We start from the raw sequence: 23,272 nt of genomic DNA, 5'->3' as shown, positions 1-23,272 counted from the left end.
GGTTTCCGGCCTCGCGGGGATTCTTTCGCCAGGACGCTTGTGCCGGGCCCCGCCGCCCGGCACGCTCCTCGTATGAACACGGCCAGGCATGCCAGTGAACGTCTGATGAGCTGGCCCTCGCTGATCCGTGGCCGTGCGCACTGCGGTGCCGAACTCGGCCTCGGGACGGCGACGGAGGAGATCGTCCACTTCCACGGCGAGCACGAGGCCGACGTCCACCTCACCCGCGCGATGGTCGCCCGGCTGCGGCCCGCCCTTCAGACCTCGACCGCGGTACGGCTGCGGGCCGGTTCCGGCTGGGTGACGGTCCGCCTCGACGCCGGTTCCGACATCGACCTGCTCGCCACCCTGGTCAGCGCGGCCCTCCAGGCCATGTCGGCCCCCGACGTGGCCCCCGACCGCTGTACCCGCGCCCGCCCGGTCCTCGTCCTGCGCTGACCGGACGGGCGCGCGGGCGTCAGGCGCGAGCGCCGTCGCCCGCCTCCCGGCCGGGAACCGGGAAGAGCATGCAGGTGCTGGTCGCGTGGGCGAGGAGCCGGTCCTCCCCGTCGTACAGTCCCGCCTCCGCGAGCGCCGTTCGCCGCCCCCGCGAGATGACCGTGCCGACGGCCCGCACCTTGCCCGTGTCGCTCGTGATCGGCCGCAGGAACCGGGTCTGCAGGTCGAGCGAGGTGTACGCGGTCCCCAGGGGCAGTGTGGTGTGCACCGCGCACCCCGCGGCCGAATCCAGCAGCGTGGCGTAGACCCCGCCGTGCACGCTGCCGATCGGGTTGTAGTGCTCCTCGCCCGGCTCCAGTGCGAAGACCGCCCGGCCGTCCTCGACCTCCTCCAGCGAGAACCCCAGCAGTGCCGCGATCGGCGGGCCCGGCAGCCGGCCCGCGATCATCTCGCGCAGGAAGTCGAGCCCGGCCATCGACGCCGCCGCCCGCGCCGTGGCCCCCGCGTCCTCCCACTCGACCGTCCTCGACCGCCCCATGACCACTCCACTCCGTCGTGCCCCCGGCCGCCGCTCTCAGCGGCTGACTCTGTAGATCGAAGCTAGACCCCCGTTCGTCTGACTGTCAACGGCGCAGCCAGGTGGCTAGAGTGTGACGATGAAGTGGCTGGAGACGGACACCGAGAACTGCTCGATCCGCCGCACCCTGGACCTCGTGGGCGAGAAGTGGAGCCTGCTCATCCTGCGCGACGCCTTCAACGGCGTCCGCCGGTACGACGACTTCCGCCGCCACATCGGACTCTCCGAGGCCGTTCTCGCCGACCGGCTCCGCAAACTCGTCGCCGCCGGGGTCCTCCGCAGCGTCCCCTACCGAGAGCCCGGCACCCGCACCCGCAACGAGTACCGCCTCACCCCCAAGGGCATCGACCTCTGGCCCGTGCTGCTCGCCCTCAAGCAGTGGGGCGACACCCACACCGGCGACCCCGAGGGCCCCGCCCTGGACATCAACCACACCGCCTGCGGATCCCCCGTCCAGGTCGTCGTCCGGTGCGCCGGTGACGACGCCGAGATCCTCGCCGCCCGCGAGGTCACGGTCACCCCCGGCCCCGCCGCCCGCCCCCTGCCCGCCCCCTGAAGCCACCACCGGCGCCACCCACCGGCGCTACCCACCGACGCCACCCGTTCGGCCGCATCGCTGCGGCCCCCGGCTCTCCGGCGGGTACCGCACCAGACATGCCCCCCACCCCCGGTACGCCGCGCGACCAGCCGCCGCACCCAGACGAACCCCTGTTCCAGCGGTGGCACACCCGCCTGCTCGCATCACCCGTGGGGCTCGCCTGGAACCGCGGCCGAGCCATGGAACTCATGCACCGCGCCATGGGGTTCGCCGCCCTCAGCCTCCTCACCCTCGTCCCCCTCCTCATCGTGGTGGCCGCCGCCGACCTCGCCCGCGGCCAGGGCTTCGCCCGTTGGCTCGTCCAGGGCCTCGGCGTCACCGAGGTCTCCCAGGAAGAGGTCGAACGCCTCTTCGGCCAGCCCGGCCAGGCCCTCCAGCGCACCACCGCCTTCGGCCTCGCCGCCCTCGCGGCCTTCGGCGTCACCTTCGGCTCCGCCGTCCAGACCGGCTACGAACGCGCCTGGGATCTCCCCACCGCCCGCTGGCACACCATGTGGCGCCACATCGTCTGGCTCGCCGTCCTCATCGCCGCCCTCCTCCTCTTCGTCGCCTTCCCCGCCCCCGAACACGCCCCCGCCGGCGTCACCCTCCTCGTCGCCACCGGAGACCTCCTCGGCACCTTCCTGTTCTTCTGGTGGTCCCAGCGCTTCCTCCTCTGCGGCCGCATCCGCTGGCGCGCCCTCCTGCCCGGCGCCGTGCTCACCGCCCTCGGCCTCCTCGGCCTCCGGGTCTTCTCCCAGCTGGTCTTCTCTCCGCTCATCGCCTCCAACGCCGTCACCTACGGCCAGTTCGGCACGGTCCTCGTCCTCCAGTCCTGGCTCGTCGGCGTCGGCTTCGTCGTCTACGGCAGTGCCCTCGTCGGCCGCCTCGTCCACGAGACCCGCCTCCGCCGCCGCCTCACCCGCACCGGCCGCGACTGACCCCCCGCCGCCTCACTGGTCCCGCCGACGGACCACCATGACCGTCACCAGCACCGACACCACCGCCCACGCGCCGTAGACCAGCCACGCCCCGCCCGTCGTCCACGGGAACGGACCTGTCGCCCCCTCCCCGGCCAGTCGCTGCCACGCCTGCAACGGCATCGCATGGCCCAGCACCGCCGTCAGATGACGCTCCTCGCTCAGCACCGCCGGCAGCAACAGCAGCAGCACCACCGCACCGACCACCGCCGCGGCCCCCCGCCGCACCACCGCCCCCAGCGCCATCCCCGCCAGCGCGCACACCGGAGCGAGCAGCGCCGACGCGAGCACCAGCCGGACCGCCCCCGGATGCCCCAGCGACACCCCGGTGTCCCGCAGCGACAGCACCGCCTGCGTCGCCCAGAACGACCCGCCCGCCACGACCGCCCCGAACCCGGCCTGCGCCCCGGCCAGCACCAGCGCCTTCGCCGATATCAGCGCCCCCCTGGCCGGCACCGCCGCGAACGTCGTGCGCACCTGACCGCTGCCGTACTCGCCGACCACCGCCACCGCGCCCATCGCCGCGGAGAACAGCACCAGGACCATCGCCGCGTTCCCGGTGAAGGCGTCACCGAGCGCCAGGCCGTTCGCCACGAACTCGGCCCGCGAGACGTCGTCGTAGGCCGACCAGTACCGGTAGTGGTCCCACGCCGTGCCCACGTTGAACGCCATCACCGCCAGCGCCCCCAACAGCAGCGACCACCCCGTCGACCGCAGGGACCACAGCTTCAGCCACTCCGAAGCCACCAGATCGCGGAACCGGTCCTTCGGCTCCGACACCGCAACGACCAGCGTCGTCATCGGGCACCCCCCGCCGTGTAGTCGGCGCTCTCCGCCGTCAGCTCCATGAACGCCTCTTCCAGCGAGGCCCGGCGGGTCGCCAGCTGGTCCAGCACCACCCGGTGCTCCATCGCCAGCTCACCGATCCGCGCCGCGCTCAGCCCCATCACCGTCAGCCGGCCCTCCTCCGAAACCACTTCTCCACCCGCCGCCAGCAGCACCGGCGTCAGCACGCCCGGCGCCGAGGTCACGACCGTCACGCTCGGCCGCGCGCCGCGCGCCGCGAACTCGGCGAGGCTCTCCTCGGCTATCAGCCGGCCCCGGCCGACCACCACCAGATCGTCGGCCGTGTGCTCCATCTCGCTCATCAGATGACTGGAGACGAAGACGGTCCGTCCTTCCCCGGCCAGCCGCCCGAACAGCCCACGCACCCAGTGCACGCCCTCCGGATCCAGCCCGTTCAGCGGCTCGTCGAAGAGCAGCACGGGCGGATCGCCCAGCAGGGCGCCCGCTATACCCAGCCGCTGTCGCATCCCCAGCGAGTAGCCCCCGATCCGCCGCCGTGCCGCGGCACCGAGACCGACCTCCTCCAGCACCTCGTCGACCCGGGGGAGCGGTATCCGATTGCTCCGCGCGAGGACCGCGAGGTGGGAGCGCGCGGTCCGTCCGCCGTGCACGTCCGAGGCGTCGAGGAGCGCGCCCACATGCCGCAGCCCCCGCGGCCGGTCCGCGAACCGCCGGCCCCCGACGGTCACCGTGCCGCCGCTCGGCGCGTGCAGTCCGAGGATCATCCGCAGCGTCGTGCTCTTCCCCGCACCGTTGGGCCCGAGGAAGCCGGTGACCCGGCCCGGACGCACGGTGAACGACAGCCGGTCGACCGCGGTGGTGGCGCCGTAGCGCTTCGTGAGTTCCTTGACTTCGATCATGTCCTCAACGGTGCCGCCCGGCACCGCCCCCGGACATCGGACCAGGACGGACAATCACGCCGCCGACTGTCATCCCCGGTCGTACGACCACGGGTTGATGACGCGAGAAGTCCTCGCGATCTACGATCACCGCATGTCAGCGACCTCGGCGACGCCGCTCCTCAGACGGGTCACGCCCGGTCGGTGGGCCGCGCTGGCCTGGCTCGCCGGACTCCTCTTCACTGCCCTCCTCCGCATGCGACTGCCCGGTCAGGAGAAGGCCGACGTCCTCGCGGGCGTCGTCTTCCTCCGCTGGGACGGGCTGACCATGCTCGCCCTCGCCGCCGCCCTCGCCCTCCGCGGCAGCGCCCTCCTCGACCGCCGGCCCACCGCCGCCCTCGGACACCTGCTCGCGGCCGCGGTCCTCGGCTCCCTCCCGCTGGGCGTCACCGCCATACCGCTCGCCCAATACCTCGCCGTCGACGTCGCCCTCTACACCATCGCCGCCAACCGCCCGACGAAGGAGGCCGAGCGCGCCGCCCTCCTGGCCATCGGAGTCGTTCTCGGCCACCTCGCCATACGATTCCTGGCCGGCTGGACCGTCGGCACCACCACCGCCCTCGCCGTGCTGTCCACCGCCGGACTCGTGTGGCTCCTCGGCCGGTTCGCGCGCCAGAACCGCCTTCACGCCGAGGAGACCCGCGCCCGCGCCGCCGAGCAGGCCGTCATCGCCGAACGGCTCCGGATCGCCCGCGAGATGCACGACACCGTCGCGCACAGCATCGGCATCGTCGCCCTCCAGGCCGGTGCCGCCCGCCTCGTCATCGACAAACGGCCCGACCTGGCCCGTGAGGCACTCGGGGAGATCGAGACCGCCAGCCGCGACACCCTCGCCGGCCTCCGCCGCATGCTCGGCGCCCTCCGCACCGCCGACGACCCCGGCACACCATCCGATCCGCCCCCCGACACCCCCGCCGTGTCCGCCCTCCCCGCCGTGTCCGCCCTCCCCGACATGCCGGGGCTCGCCTCGCTCGACCGGCTCGCCGACACGACCGGAACCGCGGGCGTGCGCGTGACCGTCCGCCGCGTCGGCGCCGCGCGCCCCCTGCCGCCCGACATCGACCTCTCCGCCTTCCGAGTCCTCCAGGAGTCCGTCACCAACGTCGTCCGCCACTCCGGCGCCGATCGATGCACCGTCACCGTCGATCTCCGCGACCCCGAGACCGTCGCCCTCACCGTCGAGGACCCCGGCCCCGTCCCCGGCCGCAGCCGAGAGGTGACCGGCGGAGGTTCCGGCTACGGACTCGTCGGCATGCGCGAACGCGTCGGCCTGCTGCACGGGGAGTTCACCGCCGGACCCCGGCCCGGGGGCGGCTTCCGCGTCACCGCCCACCTGCCCGTCCCACCAGGAGCCGCCCCCGCATGAGCGACACCACCGCGCCCGCCGCCACCCCGTCCCCGGTCCGTGTCGTGCTCGCCGACGACCAGCCCCTCGTCCGCACCGCCCTGCGCATGGTCATGGCCGAGACGGACGACCTGATCGTCGCCGGAGAGGCATCCGACGGCGCCGAAGCCGTCCGGCTCGTCGAGGAGACCGCCGCTGACGTCGTGGTCATGGACCTGCGGATGCCCGGCACCGACGGCATCGAGGCCACCCGGCGGATCACCGCCGGCCGGACCGGCGCGCGGGTCGTCGTCCTCACCACCTTCGACGACGACGACCACGTCTACGGCGCCCTCCACGCCGGCGCCTCCGGCTTCCTCGTCAAGGACATGGCCATGGACGACATCCTGGCGGCCGTCCGGATCGTCGCCTCCGGGGACGCCCTCATCGCCCCCGGCGTCACCGGGCGCCTCATCAAGGAGTTCACCCGCCGCCCCCGCGACGGCCGGGACACCGCCTCGGCCGCCCCGAACCCCGCCGCGCTCCGGATCGCCGAGCGCACCACCGAACGCGAGCGGGAGGTCCTCACCCTCGTCGGCCGCGGCCTCTCCAACACCGAGATCGCGGACGAACTCCACATCAGCCTCGGCACCATGAAGACCTACGTCACCCGGCTCCTCGCCAAACTGGAGGCCCGCGACCGGGTCCAGCTCGTCATCCTCGCCTACGAGGCGGGCCTCGTCTCCGCCGGCTGACCTCCGCCCCAGCCCCGCTCCCGCCCCAGCCCAGCCCAGCCCCGCTCCCGCCCCAGCCCAGCCCAGCCCCGCTCCCGCCTCAGCTCGCCTTCGTCCCTCCCCCTTCACCCTGCCGTCCTCCGACGCCGAGGGGTGTCCGGGCCGTAACCCTTTCCCGCCCCAGTAGTTGACCAGGGCATGAAGAAGCGCAGCATGCTCGCCATCGCCTCCCTCGCCGCAGGCGTCGTCACCGCCCTCGTCACGCCGCCGCCGCAGGCCAGCGCCGCGGAGAACCCCCTGAGCCTCGGCGGGGCCACCGGTATCCTCCAGGACGAGGGCGCCGCGACCGTCCTCCACGAGACCGTCACGACCGTGGAGGGCACCGTCGCCGACGGCTCCGGCCAGGGACTGCGCTGACCTTCGGTTCCCACCGCCTCCGGTGCCCCGCGGCCCAGCCGGCGCGGGGCACCGGTGCGACGTGACCCGCCGGGAGGCAGCCCGTGCGCGCGCGGTGCGCCGGGAATGACAGGATGTCCCCATGAGCAACAACGAGAGCAACGTTTTCTTCGACATCACCATCAACGACGAGCCGGCCGGCCGGATCGTCTTCAAGCTGTTCGACGACGTCGTCCCGCAGACGGCGAAGAACTTCCGCGAGCTCGCCACCGGCCAGCACGGCTTCGGCTACGAGGGCTCGCCGTTCCACCGCGTCATCCCCGCCTTCATGCTCCAGGGCGGCGACTTCACCCGGGGCAACGGCACCGGCGGCAAGAGCATCTACGGCGAGAAGTTCGCGGACGAGAACTTCAAGCTGAAGCACGACCGCCCGTTCCTGCTCTCGATGGCCAACGCGGGTGCGAACACCAACGGTTCGCAGTTCTTCATCACCACCATCGTCACCGACTGGCTGGACGGCAAGCACGTCGTCTTCGGCGAGGTCGTCGAGGGCCAGGACGTCGTCAAGAAGGTCGAGGCCCTGGGCTCCCGCACCGGCGCCACCAGCGCCACCATCAAGATCGGCAAGTCCGGCGTCGTCGAGGGCTGACCCGCCCTCTCCGCGACACCCCACGGAACGGGGCGGCCGGAGCGGCGTCCGACGGACTCCCTCCACCGCCCCGGCCCGCGAGGGCCTCAGCCGTCCTCGCCGTACCGCCGCTCGAACCTGGCGATCCGCCCCTCCGTGTCCACGGTCCGTGCCTTGCCCGTGAAGAACGGATGGCTCTCCGACGAGATCTCGACGTCGACCACCGGATACGTGTTGCCGTCGTCCCACTCGATGGTCCGCTCGCTCGTCGCGGTCGACCGCGTCAGGAACGCGTACCCCGCCGAACGGTCCCGGAAGACCACGGGCCGGTAGTCGGGCTGCTTGTCCTGCTGCACGGGGCCTCCTCGCCTCGGGCGGCCGTCGCGCGGCCGCCCCGTCACGTCCGGCCCGAACGGCGCGGACCCTCCCCAGCCTCGCCGGGGCCGCCCTCACCGACCAGCGCCGCTGACCCGACCGGGTGAGCGCCGGAACCGGTCCGGCGGATCGGGGCCGGAGCGGCTCCCGCACCCCTCCGACCTTTCACATCGGGCCCGGACCGCCCAGCACGCACTTCCCCCGCGCTCGAAATCGAGCAGGAGAGATCTCGGCCGAGGGCGCTCAGGCCGCGCGCCGAGCGCACGCGACGAACGGCCCCGGCTCAGCTCGACGCCCAGGTCGGACAGGCCCTAGCCGCGCCGCCGCGGCCAGCGGGCCGCGAGGAGCAGGGCGATGTCGTCCGGCCGGTCCGACGCCCGCACCGCCTCGTGCATCAGCCGGTCCGCCGCCTCCGCGAGCGGCAGGGAGCCCGTCGACGCCAGCGTCCGCCTGAGCCGCTCCACCCCCTCGTCGATGTCGGCGCCGGGACGCTCCACGAGACCGTCCGTGTACAGGGTCAGGACCGAACCCTCGGACATGCGCAGCCGCGTCTCCGGGTACGCGGCACGCCCGTCCACGCCCAGCACCACCCCGCCCGCGATGTCCAGCAGCTCCGCCGTCCCGTCAGGATGCCGCAGCAGGGGCTGCGGATGTCCGGCGCGGACCGCCCGCACCTCTCCGGTCCGCGCGTCCAGGACCATGTAGCAGCAGCTCGCGAACTGTCCCGGGTCCAGGTCGATCAGGAGCCTGTTGGTGGCCCGCACCACGTCCTGCGGCGGCAGACCGCTCAGCGCGAACGCCCGCACCGCGCTCCGCAGCTGACCCATCGTCGCCGCCGCCGCGACCCCGTGCCCCTGCACGTCCCCGATGACCAGGGCCAGCTCGCCCCTGGCCGTCTCCACCACGTCGTACCAGTCGCCGCCCACGTCCATCCCCTGTGTCCCCGGCAGGTAGCGGCCCACTGTCTCCACGCCCTCCCGCACGGGCAGCCGGTGCGGGAGCAGCGCGTCCTGGAGCCCGCGCGCGACGGCGGCCTCGGAGTCGTACCGCTGCGCCCGCTCCAGCGCCTGCGCGATCAGCCCGGCCAGCGCGGTGAGCACCGCCCTCTCCTCCGGCGTGAAGTCCCGAGGCCGGTCGAACCCGAGGATGCACGAACCCACCGGCCGGCCCGAGGCGATCAGCGGCAGGAACGCCCGCGCACCCGTCTCCGCGTCCATCGGCAGCTCCGGATACGTCCGTCCCAGGGCCTCCATCGACTCGAAGAACAGCGCCCGGCCGCTGGTCAGCGCGTCCACCCCCGGCACGTGCGCGTCGAGCGCCACCCCGTCGAACTGGTCCAGGAACCCGGGCGGGAACCCCGTCTCCCAGGCCAGGTACAGTCGCCGCTCGCTCAGCAGGTAGATCGCCAGCTGCCGGCCGCCGAAGGCCGGCAGCAGTTCCTCGGTCACCACCGCCGACACCTGCCGAGCGGTCACCGCCTCCGTCAGCGCGATCGCCAGCGCCACCGGCCGGTACAGCGAGGCCGCCCGGGTGCTCTCCGGCCCGAGTCCGTCCTCGGGCGGCGGCGGGGGAGTGGGGGCCGTGGTCGGGTAGAGGGGCGGTACGAAGACGGGCGCGGCCACATGCGGCGGAACCGTCTCCTCGGGGACCGGTCCCTCCTCCGGCACGAGCACCATCGTCACCCCGTCCCGGCCCGGGTACAGCGACACCGACAGCCACCGGCCGTCCTCCGGGCGGGCCAGGAACCGCACGGGCTCGCTCGACAGCAGCGCGGCCCGCAGCTGCTCCTCGTGGAACGGGTGGGCGAACCAGGGCAGCGCCTCCCAGAGCGGCCGCCCGGCCAGCGCCCCGCGCGGGCGTCCCAGCAGCCGTTCGGTGAGCTCGTTGACGTAGGTGACCCGGCCGAGCCGGTCGATGGCCAGGATGGCCCGCGGCAGCCGGTCCGTCGCGTCCGAGCCGACCAGACCCGTGCCCAGGTCCACCAGGGCCCCGGTGAGATGACCGTGCCCGTCGGCGCCGACGAAGCGCGAGCGCGCCGACACTTCAAGGAGGTGCAGACCGCCGTCCGGGCCCTTGAGCCGCAGCCGGCGCACCGAGCCGCCGTTCGCCGTGCCCGTCCGGCGCGCCGCCGCCCACAGCGCGTAGCCGTCCTCCGGCTCAAGACGTGAGGTCAGCGCCTCGATCGGCACCGGAGACGGGTCCGCGACGCCGAGGATCGCCCGCAGCCCGGCGTCCATGGTCACCGACCCCGACGCGAGGTCCCAGTCGAAGGAGCCGAACCGGACCGGCGGCACCGAGCCGGAGGGCAGCTGCACGCAGATCGGGTCGCCCGGCCACCGTACCGGGGTGCCGTCCGCCGAGAGCTCCGCCAGGACCTCCCCGAGCCGCAGTCCCGCCCGGGTCATCCGCTCCCGGTCGTGCGCGCCGACCGGCAGACCGGGCGTCGGGGGCCGCAGCACCACGAGGACCCCGAACCGCTCCCGGCCGGTCAGGACGGGGGTGTAGAGCGAGGCGAAGGGGAAGGGCAGGCTCGCCACCAGCTGAGGGAACCGCCGCATCGACTCCTCGACGTCCGACAGGTGCACCGGCTGCCCGGAGCGGTGCACCTCGGCCACCGGGAACGGACGGTTGGTGTGCATCCGTGACCACGGCCGGAACAGCTCGCCCGGCAGGCCCGCCAGCACCGAGAGCCGGAGCAGCCCCTCCGTACCGGAGCGCAGGTACACCCCGCCGGCGTACCCGCCCACCTCCTCGACGGCGTCCGTGGCCGCCTCCGCCAGCGCCTGCGTCAGGGCCTGCGGCGGCGCGCCGGGGGACGGCTCGTGCGGGGTCACACAGCCAGCATGCGCCCGCCGCGAAACCCGCCGCATCCCGGCGGCCGCCCGCCGGTGGGGCTCCGCGGCCCATCGGCACGCGCGCGTGGGGACGCGTTCGGCGTGGGCGCTCCCCACGCGCGCGCGTGCGTCCGTCGCGGCGGTGGGGTGCGTACAGGGCGCACGTCCGCTCCCCACGCGCGTGCGTCCGTCGCTCCCATGGCCTCCGGGGCTGTTGACCCGGCGCGTCCGTGCCGTCACACTCGGTCGTCGTCCTCCGTCGTCACGAGCGCGCGGTCGACACCACCACCCTCATCACCACCTCGCACGCAGGGGGCAGTATGACCGGCCGGGTTCTTCCGTACGACGTCCACGGCGACGGCCCGGGGAGGGCCCTCGTCCTCCACAACTGGTTCGGCGACCGCAGCAGCTTCGACCCGCTCCGCGCCCACCTCGACGAGTCGGCGGGCAGCTACGCGTTTCTCGACTGCCGCGGCTACGGCGAGGCCCGGGACGACGACGGCGCCTTCACCATGGAGGAGGTGGCCGCGGACGCGCTGGCCGTGGCGGACGACCTCGGCTGGGACTCCTTCTCCGTCATCGGCCACTCCATGGGAGGCAAGGCCGCTCAGCTGATGCTGCTGGAGGCGCCCGACCGGGTGCGCTCGATCGTGGGGATCTCGCCCGTCTCCGCGGCGGGCTTTCCCCTCGACGAGGAGAGCCGGCGACTGTTCGCCGGGGCCGCCGACGACCCTGCGCTGCGGCGGGTGATCATCGACCACACCACCGGAGGCCGGCATCCGGGCCCATGGCTGGACGCCGTCGTCGACCGCTCGGTGAACCGCTCCTCCACGGCCGCGTTCCGCGCCTACCTGGACTCCTGGTCGGGGCCGGACTTCCACGAGAGGGTCCGCGACAACCCGACGCCTGTGCTGCTGGTGGTCGGGGCGCACGACCCGGCGCTGGGAGCGGAGGCCATGGAAGCGACCTGGCTGCGCTGGTACCCGAACGCACGCCTCGAAGTCCTGGCGGACGCGGGGCACTACCCGCCGGAGGAGACGCCGAAGGACCTCGCGACGGCGATCGAGGCGTTCCTGGCAGCCTGACGCCGCGGCCCGACCGGGTCGGCGGGTGCGGCCGTGCCGGATGCCGTGCCGGAGGCCGTGCCCGCCTCGCGTCAGCTTGATCCGTGCCCGCCTCGCGTCAGCCTGATGCCGTGCCCGCCCGGCGCCGTCGGCCGACCGTCCCGGGGGCGTCGCAAGCCTTCGGGACCTTTCGCGGGGTCGCGCGGGACTTCCGGCCCGCGTGGCGCCCGGGTGGGCGGGCAGTCGACGGGTGTACTCGATCACCAGGGCACCCGCGATCGGCGGAGCACCACCGGAAGGACGGACGAGCGATGGGGCGCAGCGAGGAACGGGCCACGACAGCGGAGACCGAGGCCGGGGCGGGCGGCGGTCCGTTCGTCCTCGTCGGGACCGACGGCTCGCCGTCGGCACTGGGGGCCGTGGAGACGGCGGCGCGGGAGGCCGGTCAGCGCGGGGTGCGGCTGGTCGTGGCGCACGCCTTCATCTGGCCGCTGTTCCGGGTGGCACTGGAGCCGTCGCTGTACGGGCCCACCGAGAGCGGGTTGCGACGGCAGGCGCAGATCGTCCTGGACACGGCCGTGGCCCGGGCCAAGGCGGTCGCGCCCGGGACGGAGGTCTCGGGCGAGCTGATCGCGGGCGAACCGCTCGTCGTCCTCGCCACCCGCGCCAGGGGCGCGGAGCTCGTGGTCGTCGGCAGCCGCGGCACGGGGGCCTTCGGCGGTCTCGTGGTCGGTTCGGTCGCCGTCCACCTCGCGACCCACGCCGGGTGCCCCGTCCTGGTCGTGCGCGGCAGGGAGGAGCCGGACGGGCCGGTGGTCCTCGCGGTGGACGGTTCGCCGGACTCGGACGCGGCCGTCGACTTCGCGTTCGCGGAGGCGTCGGCGCGCGGCGCGGAGCTGGTCGCCGTCCACGCGTGGACGGAGCGTTCCGGCCCGGGAGACCTGACCTCGCTCTTCCACGGAGTCGAGGAGGTGCACGCGGAGGCGGGCCGGGTCCTGGACGCGGCACTGGCCCGGGTCGCCGAACGCCACCGGGGGACGAAGGCGGAGCCCCGGCTGCTGCGCGGCAAGCCCCGCGAGGTGCTGCTGGAGGAGTCCGCGCACGCCCAGCTCGTCGTCATGGGCGCCCGTGGGCGCGGCGGATTCGCCGGCCTCCTGCTGGGATCGGTGAGCCACGCCCTGCTCCACCACGCCCACTGCCCCGTCGCCGTGGTCCGTAACGCCAAGGGCTGACCGGACGGCGGACCCGCGCCCTGCGCCGGCTGCCGCCGGGCCCGGCGGTGACACGTCGGCGGGTGGGACCCTGGAGGTACGGGCCGGACCGGACGGCCCGCCGGGGGAGGCGCCCACCGGGAAGGCGGCACGTCATGTACTTCGCCGACCGCGTCGACGCGGGGCGACAGCTCGCCGCGCGCCTCGGCCGCTTCAAGGGGCACGAGGTCGTCGTCCTCGGCCTGCCGCGGGGCGGGGTTCCGGTGGCGGGCGAGGTCGCGGAGTTCCTCGACGCGCCCCTGGACATCTGTCTCGTCCGGAAACTGGGCGTGCCGAGCCGGCCCGAGCTCGCCATGGGAGCCATCGGGGAGGGCGGGGTGCGGGTCGTCAACGAGGACATCGTGCGGGACGCGCGCGTGAGCGCGCGTGACCTGGAGGCGGTCGAGGAACGGGAGCGGGCGGTGCTGGCCGACCGCGCCCGGACGTACCGGGGCAGCCGGCGGCCGGTGCCGCTGGAGGGGCGCACGGTCGTGGTCGTCGACGACGGACTCGCCACCGGCGCGACTGCGCTCGCCGCCTGCCGGGTGGTGCGGGCCGGTGGCGCCGCGCGGATCGTGCTGGCCGTGCCGGTGGCACCGTACGGCTGGACGGCGAGGCTCGGCGGCGAGGCCGACGAGACGGTCGCCGTGCACACCCCTCAGGGGTTCGCCGCCGTCGGGCAGTTCTACCGGGAGTTCGACCAGACGCCGGACGCCGAGGTGGTGGACCGGCTCGACCGGAGCCGGGCGGCGCGTGATCCGGTGGTCCGGCACACCGCCGTACGGATCCCGGGCGGGGGCCCGGAGCTGCCGGGCGACCTGGCGCTGCCCGACGGGGCCGCCGGGCTGGTCCTCTTCGCGCACGGCAGCGGCAGCGGGCGGCACAGTCCCCGGAACCGCGCGGTGGCCGCCGCCCTGAACCGGGCCGGGCTCGGGACGCTCCTCTTCGACCTGCTCACCGAGGCCGAGGCGGCCGACAGGGCGCGGGTCTTCGACACCCCGCTCCTCGCCGGGCGACTGGCCCAGGCCTCCGCCTGGGCGGCCGGGTGGCCGGAGACGGAGGCACTGCCGCGGGGCTACTTCGGTGCGAGCACGGGCGCGGCGGCGGCCCTGTGGGCGGCGGCCGCGCCGGAGGACGAGGTGGCCGCCGTGGTGTCCCGGGGCGGTCGGCCCGACCTCGCGGAGGAGCGCCTGGCCGCCGTCCGGGCGCCGACCCTGCTGATCGTCGGCGGGGCCGACGAACCGGTCCTGGACCTCAACCGGCGGGCCGAGGCGCTGCTGCGCTGCGAGAGCCGCGTCGAGGTCGTGCTGGGCGCAGGCCACCTCTTCGAGGAGCCCGGGGCCCTGGAGGAGGTGGCGGCGCTGGCGACCGCCTGGTTCACCGGCCGCTTCAGGACGGTGGGCGGCGGGGTGGATCGGTGACGGCGGGGTGGATCAATAGCGGCGGGATGGATCAGTAGGGGCCGTTGACGTTGTCGATGGAGCCGTAGCGGTCGGCCGCGTAGTTGCAGGCGGCGGTGATGTTGGCGACGGGGTCGTACGGGTCGAGCGAGGTGCCCGGCACGTGGTAGGCCGCGAAGGTCGGGTCGATGACCTGGAGCAGGCCCTTGGAGGGGGTGCCCTTGGCGGCGTTCGAGTCCCAGAGGTTGACGGCACGGGGGTTGCCGGAGGACTCGCGCATGACGTTGCGGAGGATGCCGTCGTACGAGCCGGGGATGCCGTAGCCGGCCATGACGTCCAGCGACTCGCGGATCCAGCCGTCGAGGTTGTCGGCGTACCGGGTGGCGGCGGCGGGCGCGGCCTTGGCGGCGGCCGGCTGGGCCTTGGTCTGAACGGCCGGGGCCGCCGCGCGGGCGGAGGAACGGCTCGCCCGTTCGGCCGAACCGGCGGAGGCGGGCTTGGCGTCGGACTTCGAGGCGGTCTTGGCGGCGCTCTCGCGGACCGGCTTCTCGGCCGCGGGGGCGGCCTTCGCGGAATCCCGACGAATCGTCAGTTCGAGGCCCGGGTGAATGAGTGACGGATTGTCACCCACCGCAGTCTTGTTCGCCTGGTAAAGCGACTTCCAGCCGCCCTGAATTCCCTTTCGGTGGGCGATCAGGGAAAGCGAGTCGCCCTTCACGACGGTGTACGCGCGGGTGGCGGCGGGCGCGGCGGGAGCCTGCGCGGCCGCGGCGGCCCGCACGGCCGGGGCGGCGACGGAGGCGGCCGGGGCGGCCGCCTGCGCGGCGGGCTCGGCGCCGGCCGTGGCGGGCACGACCAGGGGCAGGGCCAGAGCGACTCCGCCGGTGCCCGCGAAGGCGAGACCTCGGGAGACGGGACGGCGTCGGGGGCGGCGGTGCTTGCCGTGAGCGGCCATGACGGTTTCCTCTCCGGCGCCTGCGAGGTGAGCTGTCGGGTTCGGACGGGAGGTGTCCGGCCGCGCGCACGCGGCTTCACCCCGAGCCGCTCCGGCTGGCCGGACCGGCGGTGTGGTGGGTCCCCCGCTCCTGCCGTCGGGTGAAATGGGAGGTCTTTCGGGCGGTGGCAGGATTCGGCGATCCGCTCGAATGGAGGTGACCGTAGGCGAGAAATACGGTGGGGAACAAGACGGGAATGCGAGGGAAAAGGAAGGGTAAAGATCGACGAGGCGGAATTCAAGATCGACCGTGCGGGAGGGCGGTCCGGAATCCCTTGCCCCGTGCGGCTCGTGAGGGGTGCGGACCCGCTTGCGGCACCCGGAAAGTGAGTCGCGTCACTGGGTGTGCAATGCCCGAATAGGGCGCCTTATTCCGTTCATGGAATAGTGCGGCGTAATGCACCCGAGAGGGAGTGGTGGGCGACACGCGAGACTTCGCGCATAAGTCGCAAATCAGACATTCGGCATCAATGATGGAGGAATGTCGCTTCCTGTCTCATCGCGTACCGCCCCGCCCCGCACGGCGCCCACCTCCGCGCAGCCGCTCGGCTCCGACGCCCTCGACCCCGACGCCCTCGATCGCGAGGCGGCCCGGCTCTACGAGAGCGCCGCCTGGGAGCGCCTGCTCGCGCCGCTCCCCGCCCGGCCGGCTCCAGACCCGGAGGCATGGCGGCGGCTCCTCTCGGTCCCCGTCGACCGCCTCGTCGCCGACGCGCTCGGCGCGCTGCCGCCGGCCCCGCCCGCCGAGCGGCCGCTGCCCGGCCGGATCGGGGCCGCACTCCCGGACCGGCTGCACGCCTGGCGGCGGATCGGCCGCCGTGACGTGCGCCCGTCCGTCCACCTGGCGTACGCGCGCCGGGTGCTGACGGAGTGGGGCTGGCAGAACACCCCGTACAAGCTGCGCGACGCACGCGGCGCCCGGTGCCTCTGCGGCGCCATGCTCGCCGCCCACCGGCTGGGTCACGGCAGCGCGTCCACCATGAACGAGGCCGGCGCCTGGATCATGACCGAACTGCGGTCCCAGGGGTGGCACGGACTCATCGGCCCCTGGAACCGCGCGCCGGGCCGCAGCGCGGAGGACGCGCTCGCGCTCGTCGACGCCACGATCCGGCGCGCGGCCCTGGCCGGACGGTGAGCGTGCGAGAGACCGTCAGCCGGTCACGCTGGGCGCGCCGGTCTCGATGTGGCCGGTGTGTCGGTGTACCGGAGTGCCGGTGTGCCGGCGGGACCAGGTGCCGTCGACGTCCGCCAGGACCGTGAAGTCGTACCAGCCGTCCGCGTACGCCACCGCGTCGAACCAGTCCTCGCGCGAGGATCCGGCGGTGACGGTGCAGGTCCACGGGCGTCCGTGTGGTAGGCGTTGGAGCGGATGGTGAAGGTGACCGGGCCGCCGGAGGTGTTGGTCAGCCTGAACCGGACGGCGGTCTTCCCGGAACCCGGCTCGACCGCGAAGCGGGCCGCCACCTCGATCGCCCGGCCGGCCTTGGAGGCGTCGCCGATGAAGCGGCGCAGGAAGCGGTTGGGGCCCGTCATCGAGATGTCGTACTTCCCCGAGCCCGAGCCCGAGCCGAGGCCGATGTTGCGGGATTCGGTGCTTGCTAGGTGCTGGTGGCCCCGACCTGCACAGTCTTGAGGATCATGGCTGGATCGCGCGAAAGCTCGGGAACGCAACGGGAGCGCCGCACTACGCTCCGCGCGCGGCGCGTGTAGTTGGCCATGCCCAGTTCTTACCTTTCAGGGTGGATTGAGTCTGACCTGGCAGGTCTCACCAGACCCGTGATGGTCGTTCCATGGACAGGACGCGTGCGCATTCCGATGAGGCCTTGCTGGAGGTGGCGGGCGTCGATGTGGCCTGGGTGGAGGGCGGGGCAGAGGTCCGGCGACCGTTGAGGGATGCGGTGAGGATCGGGTGCGACGACGTGCCGCCGGTGCGTGACTTTCCGTCGTACCGAGGCAGCGCCACCTCCCGGGGTTGTACTGGTCGGCGACGACGGGCCGTCATGTCGGGTGGACCGCGTCGACGAGCGTTCCGCGGTGGCGTTCTCGGTGACGCGGCAGGTGTGTGAGGCGGTGGGTTGGGCCTGTCGCCTGGTCGGGGAGCTTGACCCGGTCCGGGTGGTGGATCTGCTGTGGATGGCCGGCCACCGGCATCCGCGGTACGCGGCGGCCGGGTTGGTGGCCGCGGTGAGGGCGGCGCGCGCGGTTCCGGCACCGTTGATGGCCCAGGCCGCGATGGTCGGGGATCCGATCAAGGCGCTGCCGGTGGTGTTTCCACCTGCTGTGGTCTGGGACTTTGAGAGCGGACCTCTCCCGTCCGCTGGGGGACCTCAAGTTGGTCGAGCGGAGGTACGGGCGATGAGTGGATGGCTGCCGCGCGGGGTGCTGAGTGTCGGGGACCGGGCGCGGTTCGGCGACAGGGTTCATTCCGCCGTCGGGCTGGCGGGGACCTTGGTCCGCCTCGTCGATGATCACGGGGCAGCGAGCCTGGTCCTGTTCTCCCACCTGCCCCGGAGCCGATGCGGCCTGGATGGGCGGAGGCCTTGCGGCTGTCCGCGTCGCTGATCTCGCACGCACGGCTGATGAGCATCGACGCCCGCCTGGAGCACGCCGCCGCCAAGCCGGTCATCGTCCCGGACGCCATCGTGATCGACCACGGCAAGGTTTTCATCTCCGACACCTTCACCGCCGCTTGCCGCACCCTGGGCAATCGCGGTCCAGCCCGCCCGCCCGGCCACCCCGACCGGCAAGGGCGTCGTCGAGCGGACGTTCTCCTCGATCAGCACCCTGTTCTGCCAGCACGTTGCCGGCTACGTCGGCCTTAGCGTCACGCAGTGGCCAGGACGTCGAAGCCGTCTGGACTCTGCGGGAACTGTCCAAGCCGTGCGAGGAATGGTTGATGGCCTGCTGGCAGAGCCGGCCTCACGACGGCCTGCGCAGTCCATTCCTGCCGAGGAAGGCCCTGTCGCCGAACGAGGTCTACGCGCTGCTGGTGACCCGCGCCGGACACCTGCCGGTCTGCCTGACCGGCGATGACTCCCTCGAACTGATGCCCGCGGAATGGCGGAAGATCAACGACTACGGGATCGTCATGGACTACCGCACCTACGACTGCCGCGAGTTGGGCCCCATCGCCGCCAGCCCTCCGGCGTCCCGCTCAAGGGCGAGCTCCGGGAGGTCCACTACGACCCCAACGACCTGTCCCACGTCTGGGTCCGCGACGGCAGAGCGGGCGGATGGATCACCGTCCCGTGGACCCGGATGGGCTCGGTCTCCGCGCCGTTCGCAGACTTCATCTGGCGCCACGCCCGCTCTCTGCCGGCCACCCGCGGCGCGAATGACACCCTTCCGCCACAAGACTCCGCAGGAACAGGCAGCCTGGCAGGCCCTGGTCGCCACCTTGGAGAACGCGTTGCGGCTGCACGCCCACCGCCCGGGCGCCTTCTTGCGATTCGCCCCCTACCTGCACGACCGCACCGCGGGCAGGATCGGCAGCCTGTCCCACCTGGTCCGCGAGGCCGCCCTGGACGCCATCCTGGATGGCACCGAGAGGATCACCCGTGCCGGTCTGGAAGCCGTCGACCTCGATGAGAGCGTCGAACGGAAGAACCTCCCATGGGCCCGCCAACGCCGCACCCGCGAAGCACGAAGGACCGTATGACCAGCCACCTGCGGTTCCTGCCCATCGCGCTGCCGCCAGTCCACCGCGAGGCGATCGGCTCCTCTCTCGACCGGCTCGCCGACGCCAATCACCTGCCCATCGGCCCCCTCTCGTTTCTGATCGGCCCGAACCGCCGCCACCGGCGTGATGACAACCGGGTCGGTTACCGGACCCCCGCCGCCCTACCCCGGCCGGCGGCTCTGACAAGCCGAAGTGTCCCGGCGCTGATCCAAGCGATGCCCGTTCTGACCGAAGTCCACGAACCCGGGCAGCACCGCGAGCGGTTGACCGTCGAAGAAGTGGTCGAGCCCCGCCGGTGTCCCCGCCTGCTGTCTCTGCATGACCCGTCGTGGCAATCACGGGCTCGTCCGACGCATCACGGCCCCCTGCATCGCCCTGGACTCCCCGCCCGCCCGACGCCTGGACGCCATCGTCGAGGACGCCCGCCTACGGAGATCCCCACCGTCCCACCGACGACCGCGTCGAACTCGCCACCTCCCCCGAAACCGTCGCCCTGACCGGCCTGTTCGCCTCGCCCCACTGGCACGAGCTCAACGACCTGCACGCCGAAGCCGCGCGCCGCCTTGCGGTCGGTGTCCAAGACCTCCCGGCCGACCTGCCCCGTCACGGACTCGTCACCTCCGACAACTGATCCGCTGTGGCATGACCACCGAACTGTCGCCTCGCTCCGGGCCAATCTCCCTGGACCAGCCGCCGTCCCGCAGATAACGTCCCCGGATGCCTCTTCGTCAGTACGTCTACTTCGCGCTGTTCAGCCAGCACACCTCCGCGGCGGAGATGACCGCGCTGCTGGGCATCGAACCTGACGAGGTGTCCGTCCGAGGCAGCCGTTTCACGGAACCCGCGGTGGTTCCCGTGAGCCACTCCTGGAAGATCGTGTGTCGAGAGCCAGGCTTGCGTGTCGACGAGCAGATCGGCCGAGTCCTGGACAGGCTTCGACCCCACACGGCCCGAGTCGCCGAACTCGCCGGTCGGCTGGCCGCCGAGGAACACGAACACGGCGGCGCAGTCCTGGAGGTCGTCCGCTGCTTCAACGACACCGACCAGGAACAGCAGCCCCGCCAGCAGGGAACTCCGGAAGATTCCAACCTGTTCGGCTGGCATCTGGACCGCGACGTGCTGGACTTCCTCACTGCTACCGGAGCCGCTCTCGATATCGACGAGTACGACATGACCCCGTATGAAGACGGCGACTGAGCCCGACCTGACGTCCGACGCGACCGGAAACTGCCACGTGCCACGAGAATCGCGCCCCCGACCTCTCAGCAGAACTGACAAACCCCAGTTCAGAGCACACACGCTCGCCGTGATCGATGAGGCACCCAAACCCTCGGAGACAGGCCCCGCACCTGAAGGCTCGACGCCAGGGTGGTGAGTTTCACTCAGACCTGAGAAGGCGGTTCGTGAGCCTTTGACGAGTTCTGTGGTCGGGGCAGCTTCGCCAGGACCCCATAGCCGACCGATCCCCGCGACTAGCAGTCCTGCCCCGACCTCACCGGGGAACGGACAGCGTTGTGGTGTCCGGGAACCGCCGTGGGCAATCGCAGGACAAATCCGGTGTTCTGTCTCCAGTCGCGGCCAGCGCGCGGCAGACTTGCTCTCGGTCCGCAAAGGGGCGGGACGCCGAGGCGACAGGAGTGGCTCGCATGGGTGTACGGCACTGGTTGCGCGCAGCGGCCGTCACGGCCATAGCCACGACAGGACTGACCGTCGTGGCACCGCCGGCCTCAGCGGCCACCCGCCTCGGCGGCATCAACCTGAGCGCCTACTGCCAGAAAACAGTCAACCCGGGGGACGCCAGCATCGCCCGCTTGGTCGAGAACCACGCGAGGGGATGGCGTTGCATCGACTCGATGTGGATGGGCGCGCCCTTCGGCTGGGCGACCTACCGCGTACGAGGCATGGATCTCGACCACGCGTGTCGTCTGCAGTACGGCGGAGGGGCGTACAAGGTACTTGAGCGGAACCATGCGCAAGGCTGGGCCTGCTACCGCTAGCGCGCACGTACAGCGTCGACCGACTGAGGCCGGCCGACTCGGTCGGCGCAGCCCGCGAGGTCGAGGAGTGTGCTGAGGAGACCCGCGCTTGACCTCAACCGTGGTTGAGGGGCGAGTGTCGAGTCATGGCCACTCACGACTCCTCGAGTCTCCTTTTCCGAAACACCATGCGCATCACAGAGGGACACCTGGAGGTTTTCCGTGACGTCGTCGCCAGGGCAGTCGCCTTCGCGCAGGAGCACGGTCCTCAGCTGATGGTGGAGACCTTCGTGGACGAGGAGCAGATGCTCGCCCACAGCTTCCAGCTCTATCAAGACTCCGACGCGGTCCGCCTCCACTGGAAGCTGGCGGATCCGTACATCCAAGAGGTGATGAAGCACTGCCAGGTGGAACGCTTCGAGGTGTTCGGCACGCCGGACGCCGACGTTGTGGCAGGCGTACGTTCGGCCCTCGGCGGGCAGTGCACGCTGACGTTCAACCCGCGTATCGCCGGCTTCGTACGCTTCGCCACCGGGCACCGCGCATAGCCCTCGCCTCCTCATGTCCGGCACCAATGGTTGAACGTCGATGGCATACGTCCAGCAGCACTGTCAGAGGGCGGTTCAGACTCTTTGAGCGGCTCTGTCATCGCCTGATGGTGTGGATGTGGGGCGGAATCCGCTGACCTGAAGCCACCTGTCTGCTGATGTGATGATGTGGGCGAACGTAAGTCCTGCCCCGGCGACTTATCGGACGAGCAGTGGGCGTTGATCGAGCCGGTGATCACCGCTTGGAAGGACCGGCACCGCTCGGTCAGAGGCCACCAGGGCGCCTACGCGATGCGGGAGATCGTGAACGCGATCCTGTACCAGGGCCGGACCGGCTGCCAGTGGGCTTACCTACAGCACGACCTGCCGCAGAAGAGCGCGCCTGGCCAAGGCTGTGGAGAAGACTGTCGCCACGCACTACGGCTGCATCCGCGCCGCCCACGTCGCCGTGCACCAGCCCGCGAAAGCCCAACCGCTGACGGAGCTGGACGGGATGCTCGATGTCCGAGGACGCCCCCGTCGCATCGTCGCCACCATCCGCGAACGCCACCGAGCAGTTCACGAAGCCCTCGCCCAAGGCCGTTCCCTGCGCGGCATCAGCCGCGACCTGGACCGGGACTGCTACTCCGTTCGCCGATGCGCGCGGACGGCGAACGTCGACGAACTGCTGGTGAAGGTGACCCAGCGCCGGACCCTGCTGGACGACTCAAGCCCTACATCTACCAGCGGTTCCGCCAAGGCTGCCGCAACGATGGCCAACTCCACCGAGAGGTACGCGAGCAGGGCTTCGCGGGCGACAGGAGCGTCGTCAATTCCTACGTCTGCCTCCTCAAGCAGGGCACAATCACGACGCCGCCGTCCCCGGCGCTGCCGAAGCCAAGGCGGGCCCTGCGCTGGATCATGCCCCGACCTGAGCACCTGCCCGATGAGGCCGTGGGCTTGATGGAGGTCCGAGAAGCCTGCCCCGAACTCAACGCGACGGTTGAACACGTCCGGGGCTTCGGGTCGCTCATGCACGAACGCCGCGGCGCAGACCTCGAAGGGTGGATCGACCAGGTGAGAACCCACGATCTGCCCGCCCTGCAGCAGTCGCCGACGGGCTTCTGCGTGACCGGGACGCAGTCGTCGCCGGACTGTCGAATACCTGGAGCTGCGGCCAGTTCGAAGGCCAGGTCACCCGGGTCAAGCTACTCAAACGCGCCGGCTACGGCCGGGCTGAGCTCGATCTTCTCCGCACTCGCATCTTGCTGAGAAGCTGATCAGCTGCTCTCCGCTTCAGCCGTCAACGCCTCAAAAGACCGCCGCGACGTGTCGGCCACGTCAGTGCGAGCACGAGAGGGTTCGTGACCACAAAATACGCCGGGTGCACCCAGCCTCTCTCCTTGGCCCGCACGTGGCTGCACGCCGAGGCCGAGGTCGTCGACACCACACACCTGACGCCCGCCCAGGTCGCCCTACAGATCGCAGAGGCTGTCAAGAACTGACGAAGAACGACCTGCCGACATCGAGCCCCGCAGGTGCCGAGAAGCCTGCCCACCTGACAACCAGCGTGCTTCGGCTCCATATGGAAACGGTCGACACCTCACGAACCGCCCTCTGACAGCCCGCAGGTCAAGGGCATCAGTGATGACATAGTCGATGAGATGGGACAGCGGTTCCACGTATGAACGCGGCCGGCGACATCGTCGACTATCAGGTGAAGTGGCGCTTGGGTGGCAAGGGAGGCCGACAGGCCGAACGCTTCGGCGGCGAG

24 protein-coding genes, 2 pseudogenes and 1 riboswitch are annotated in these 23,272 nt (G+C 72.2%); of the genes and pseudogenes, 19 read left to right on the top strand and 7 right to left on the bottom strand.

Annotated features, from left to right (window positions below; genetic code table 11):
• Window positions 1-72 precede the first annotated feature (72 nt).
• Window positions 73-438, top strand: coding sequence for a luciferase family protein (locus ACFYT9_RS06705; RefSeq protein WP_376601855.1), 366 nt, complete (start codon window positions 73-75; stop codon window positions 436-438).
• A gap of 19 nt (window positions 439-457) precedes the next feature.
• Here the strand turns inward: ACFYT9_RS06705 and ACFYT9_RS06700 are convergent, their stop codons facing one another.
• Entirely contained in the window at window positions 458-976 is a 519-nt protein-coding gene (locus ACFYT9_RS06700; RefSeq protein ID WP_376601854.1) for a PaaI family thioesterase, read from the bottom strand.
• 118 nt (window positions 977-1,094) lie between these two features.
• On the opposite strand from ACFYT9_RS06700, the gene ACFYT9_RS06695 reads away from it, so the two are divergent.
• The gene (locus tag ACFYT9_RS06695; protein ID WP_387272244.1) at window positions 1,095-1,571 is read left to right on the top strand and encodes a winged helix-turn-helix transcriptional regulator; all 477 of its coding nucleotides are present in this window, start codon (window positions 1,095-1,097) and stop codon (window positions 1,569-1,571) included.
• Between the two features lie 98 nt (window positions 1,572-1,669).
• A complete protein-coding gene (locus tag ACFYT9_RS06690) occupies window positions 1,670-2,533 on the top strand; it encodes a YhjD/YihY/BrkB family envelope integrity protein (RefSeq protein ID WP_376601851.1) in 864 nt (287 codons plus the stop codon).
• A 12-nt stretch (window positions 2,534-2,545) separates the two neighbouring features.
• Here the strand turns inward: ACFYT9_RS06690 and ACFYT9_RS06685 are convergent, their stop codons facing one another.
• Both ACFYT9_RS06685 and ACFYT9_RS06680 read right to left on the bottom strand, forming a co-directional pair.
• Window positions 2,546-3,373 carry an ABC transporter permease gene (locus ACFYT9_RS06685; RefSeq protein WP_389161371.1) on the bottom strand — a complete coding sequence of 276 codons (828 nt, stop codon included), beginning with the start codon at window positions 3,371-3,373 and terminating at the stop codon, window positions 2,546-2,548.
• Entirely contained in the window at window positions 3,370-4,278 is a 909-nt protein-coding gene (locus tag ACFYT9_RS06680) for an ABC transporter ATP-binding protein (protein ID WP_389161370.1), read from the bottom strand. Before ACFYT9_RS06680 ends, ACFYT9_RS06685 begins: the two co-directional genes overlap by 4 nt.
• A 133-nt stretch (window positions 4,279-4,411) precedes the next feature.
• On the opposite strand from ACFYT9_RS06680, the gene ACFYT9_RS06675 reads away from it, so the two are divergent.
• The 4 genes from ACFYT9_RS06675 (at window position 4,412) to ACFYT9_RS06660 (ending at window position 7,420) form a co-directional block, all read left to right on the top strand.
• Window positions 4,412-5,683 carry a sensor histidine kinase gene (locus ACFYT9_RS06675; RefSeq protein WP_389161369.1) on the top strand — a complete coding sequence of 424 codons (1,272 nt, stop codon included), beginning with the start codon at window positions 4,412-4,414 and terminating at the stop codon, window positions 5,681-5,683.
• Window positions 5,680-6,396, top strand: a complete 717-nt coding sequence (locus tag ACFYT9_RS06670; RefSeq protein WP_387272236.1) for a response regulator — start codon at window positions 5,680-5,682, stop codon at window positions 6,394-6,396. Before ACFYT9_RS06675 ends, ACFYT9_RS06670 begins: the two co-directional genes overlap by 4 nt.
• Before the next feature lie 177 nt (window positions 6,397-6,573).
• Complete coding sequence (locus ACFYT9_RS06665; RefSeq protein WP_376601842.1) at window positions 6,574-6,792, top strand: hypothetical protein; 219 nt, start codon at window positions 6,574-6,576, stop codon at window positions 6,790-6,792.
• 121 nt (window positions 6,793-6,913) lie between these two features.
• Window positions 6,914-7,420 carry a peptidylprolyl isomerase gene (locus ACFYT9_RS06660; RefSeq protein ID WP_387272234.1) on the top strand — a complete coding sequence of 169 codons (507 nt, stop codon included), beginning with the start codon at window positions 6,914-6,916 and terminating at the stop codon, window positions 7,418-7,420.
• Between the two features lie 86 nt (window positions 7,421-7,506).
• Here the strand turns inward: ACFYT9_RS06660 and ACFYT9_RS06655 are convergent, their stop codons facing one another.
• Window positions 7,507-7,755 (bottom strand): type B 50S ribosomal protein L31, encoded by a 249-nt coding sequence (locus ACFYT9_RS06655; protein WP_387272232.1) that lies wholly within the window; start codon window positions 7,753-7,755, stop codon window positions 7,507-7,509.
• Between the two features lie 330 nt (window positions 7,756-8,085).
• Window positions 8,086-10,644 (bottom strand): SpoIIE family protein phosphatase, encoded by a 2,559-nt coding sequence (locus ACFYT9_RS06650; protein WP_389161366.1) that lies wholly within the window; start codon window positions 10,642-10,644, stop codon window positions 8,086-8,088.
• Window positions 10,645-10,928: 284 nt separating this feature from the next.
• Between ACFYT9_RS06650 and ACFYT9_RS06645 the strand changes: the two genes are divergently transcribed.
• From ACFYT9_RS06645 to ACFYT9_RS06635, 3 genes are all read left to right on the top strand, one after another.
• Window positions 10,929-11,693, top strand: coding sequence for an alpha/beta fold hydrolase (locus tag ACFYT9_RS06645; protein ID WP_387272313.1), 765 nt, complete (start codon window positions 10,929-10,931; stop codon window positions 11,691-11,693).
• A 290-nt stretch (window positions 11,694-11,983) separates the two neighbouring features.
• Complete coding sequence (locus tag ACFYT9_RS06640; protein WP_389161365.1) at window positions 11,984-12,904, top strand: universal stress protein; 921 nt, start codon at window positions 11,984-11,986, stop codon at window positions 12,902-12,904.
• A 134-nt stretch (window positions 12,905-13,038) separates the two neighbouring features.
• Window positions 13,039-14,343, top strand: coding sequence for a phosphoribosyltransferase family protein (locus tag ACFYT9_RS06635; RefSeq protein WP_389161364.1), 1,305 nt, complete (start codon window positions 13,039-13,041; stop codon window positions 14,341-14,343).
• A gap of 31 nt (window positions 14,344-14,374) precedes the next feature.
• Here the strand turns inward: ACFYT9_RS06635 and ACFYT9_RS06630 are convergent, their stop codons facing one another.
• Window positions 14,375-15,277, bottom strand: coding sequence for a transglycosylase SLT domain-containing protein (locus ACFYT9_RS06630; RefSeq protein WP_389161362.1), 903 nt, complete (start codon window positions 15,275-15,277; stop codon window positions 14,375-14,377).
• A 4-nt stretch (window positions 15,278-15,281) separates the two neighbouring features.
• A riboswitch (cyclic di-AMP (ydaO/yuaA leader) is annotated at window positions 15,282-15,467 on the bottom strand.
• A gap of 330 nt (window positions 15,468-15,797) precedes the next feature.
• On the opposite strand from ACFYT9_RS06630, the gene ACFYT9_RS06625 reads away from it, so the two are divergent.
• A complete protein-coding gene (locus ACFYT9_RS06625) occupies window positions 15,798-16,451 on the top strand; it encodes a hypothetical protein (RefSeq protein ID WP_389161361.1) in 654 nt (217 codons plus the stop codon).
• 15 nt (window positions 16,452-16,466) lie between these two features.
• Here the strand turns inward: ACFYT9_RS06625 and ACFYT9_RS06620 are convergent, their stop codons facing one another.
• Window positions 16,467-16,904, bottom strand: a complete 438-nt coding sequence (locus tag ACFYT9_RS06620; protein ID WP_389161664.1) for a phospholipase domain-containing protein — start codon at window positions 16,902-16,904, stop codon at window positions 16,467-16,469.
• A 991-nt stretch (window positions 16,905-17,895) separates the two neighbouring features.
• On the opposite strand from ACFYT9_RS06620, the gene ACFYT9_RS06615 reads away from it, so the two are divergent.
• The 8 genes and pseudogenes from ACFYT9_RS06615 to ACFYT9_RS06580 all read left to right on the top strand — a co-directional run.
• The gene (locus ACFYT9_RS06615; protein ID WP_389161359.1) at window positions 17,896-18,138 is read left to right on the top strand and encodes a hypothetical protein; all 243 of its coding nucleotides are present in this window, start codon (window positions 17,896-17,898) and stop codon (window positions 18,136-18,138) included.
• A 512-nt stretch (window positions 18,139-18,650) separates the two neighbouring features.
• Window positions 18,651-18,974: a hypothetical protein gene (locus ACFYT9_RS06610; RefSeq protein ID WP_389161357.1), complete on the top strand. Its 324-nt coding sequence runs from the start codon at window positions 18,651-18,653 to the stop codon at window positions 18,972-18,974.
• A gap of 349 nt (window positions 18,975-19,323) precedes the next feature.
• Window positions 19,324-19,626, top strand: coding sequence for a hypothetical protein (locus ACFYT9_RS06605; protein WP_389161355.1), 303 nt, complete (start codon window positions 19,324-19,326; stop codon window positions 19,624-19,626).
• 86 nt (window positions 19,627-19,712) lie between these two features.
• Entirely contained in the window at window positions 19,713-20,192 is a 480-nt protein-coding gene (locus ACFYT9_RS06600; protein WP_389161353.1) for a DUF4279 domain-containing protein, read from the top strand.
• 449 nt (window positions 20,193-20,641) lie between these two features.
• Complete coding sequence (locus tag ACFYT9_RS06595) at window positions 20,642-20,992, top strand: hypothetical protein (RefSeq protein WP_389161352.1); 351 nt, start codon at window positions 20,642-20,644, stop codon at window positions 20,990-20,992.
• Between the two features lie 167 nt (window positions 20,993-21,159).
• Complete coding sequence (locus ACFYT9_RS06590; RefSeq protein ID WP_387272212.1) at window positions 21,160-21,519, top strand: hypothetical protein; 360 nt, start codon at window positions 21,160-21,162, stop codon at window positions 21,517-21,519.
• Between the two features lie 168 nt (window positions 21,520-21,687).
• Window positions 21,688-21,900 (top strand): annotated as a pseudogene (locus ACFYT9_RS06585) (transposase); the annotation flags it as partial.
• Between the two features lie 1,004 nt (window positions 21,901-22,904).
• Window positions 22,905-23,003 (top strand): annotated as a pseudogene (locus ACFYT9_RS06580) (ATP-binding protein); the annotation flags it as partial.
• Between the last annotated feature and the right edge of the window lie 269 nt (window positions 23,004-23,272).

This window comes from Streptomyces sp. NPDC004435, from assembly GCF_042873895.1.
Lineage (GTDB): Bacteria > Actinomycetota > Actinomycetes > Streptomycetales > Streptomycetaceae > Streptomyces.
Note: the sequence above shows the minus strand (reverse complement) of the source record. Positions and strands in the feature narration are given on the sequence as shown.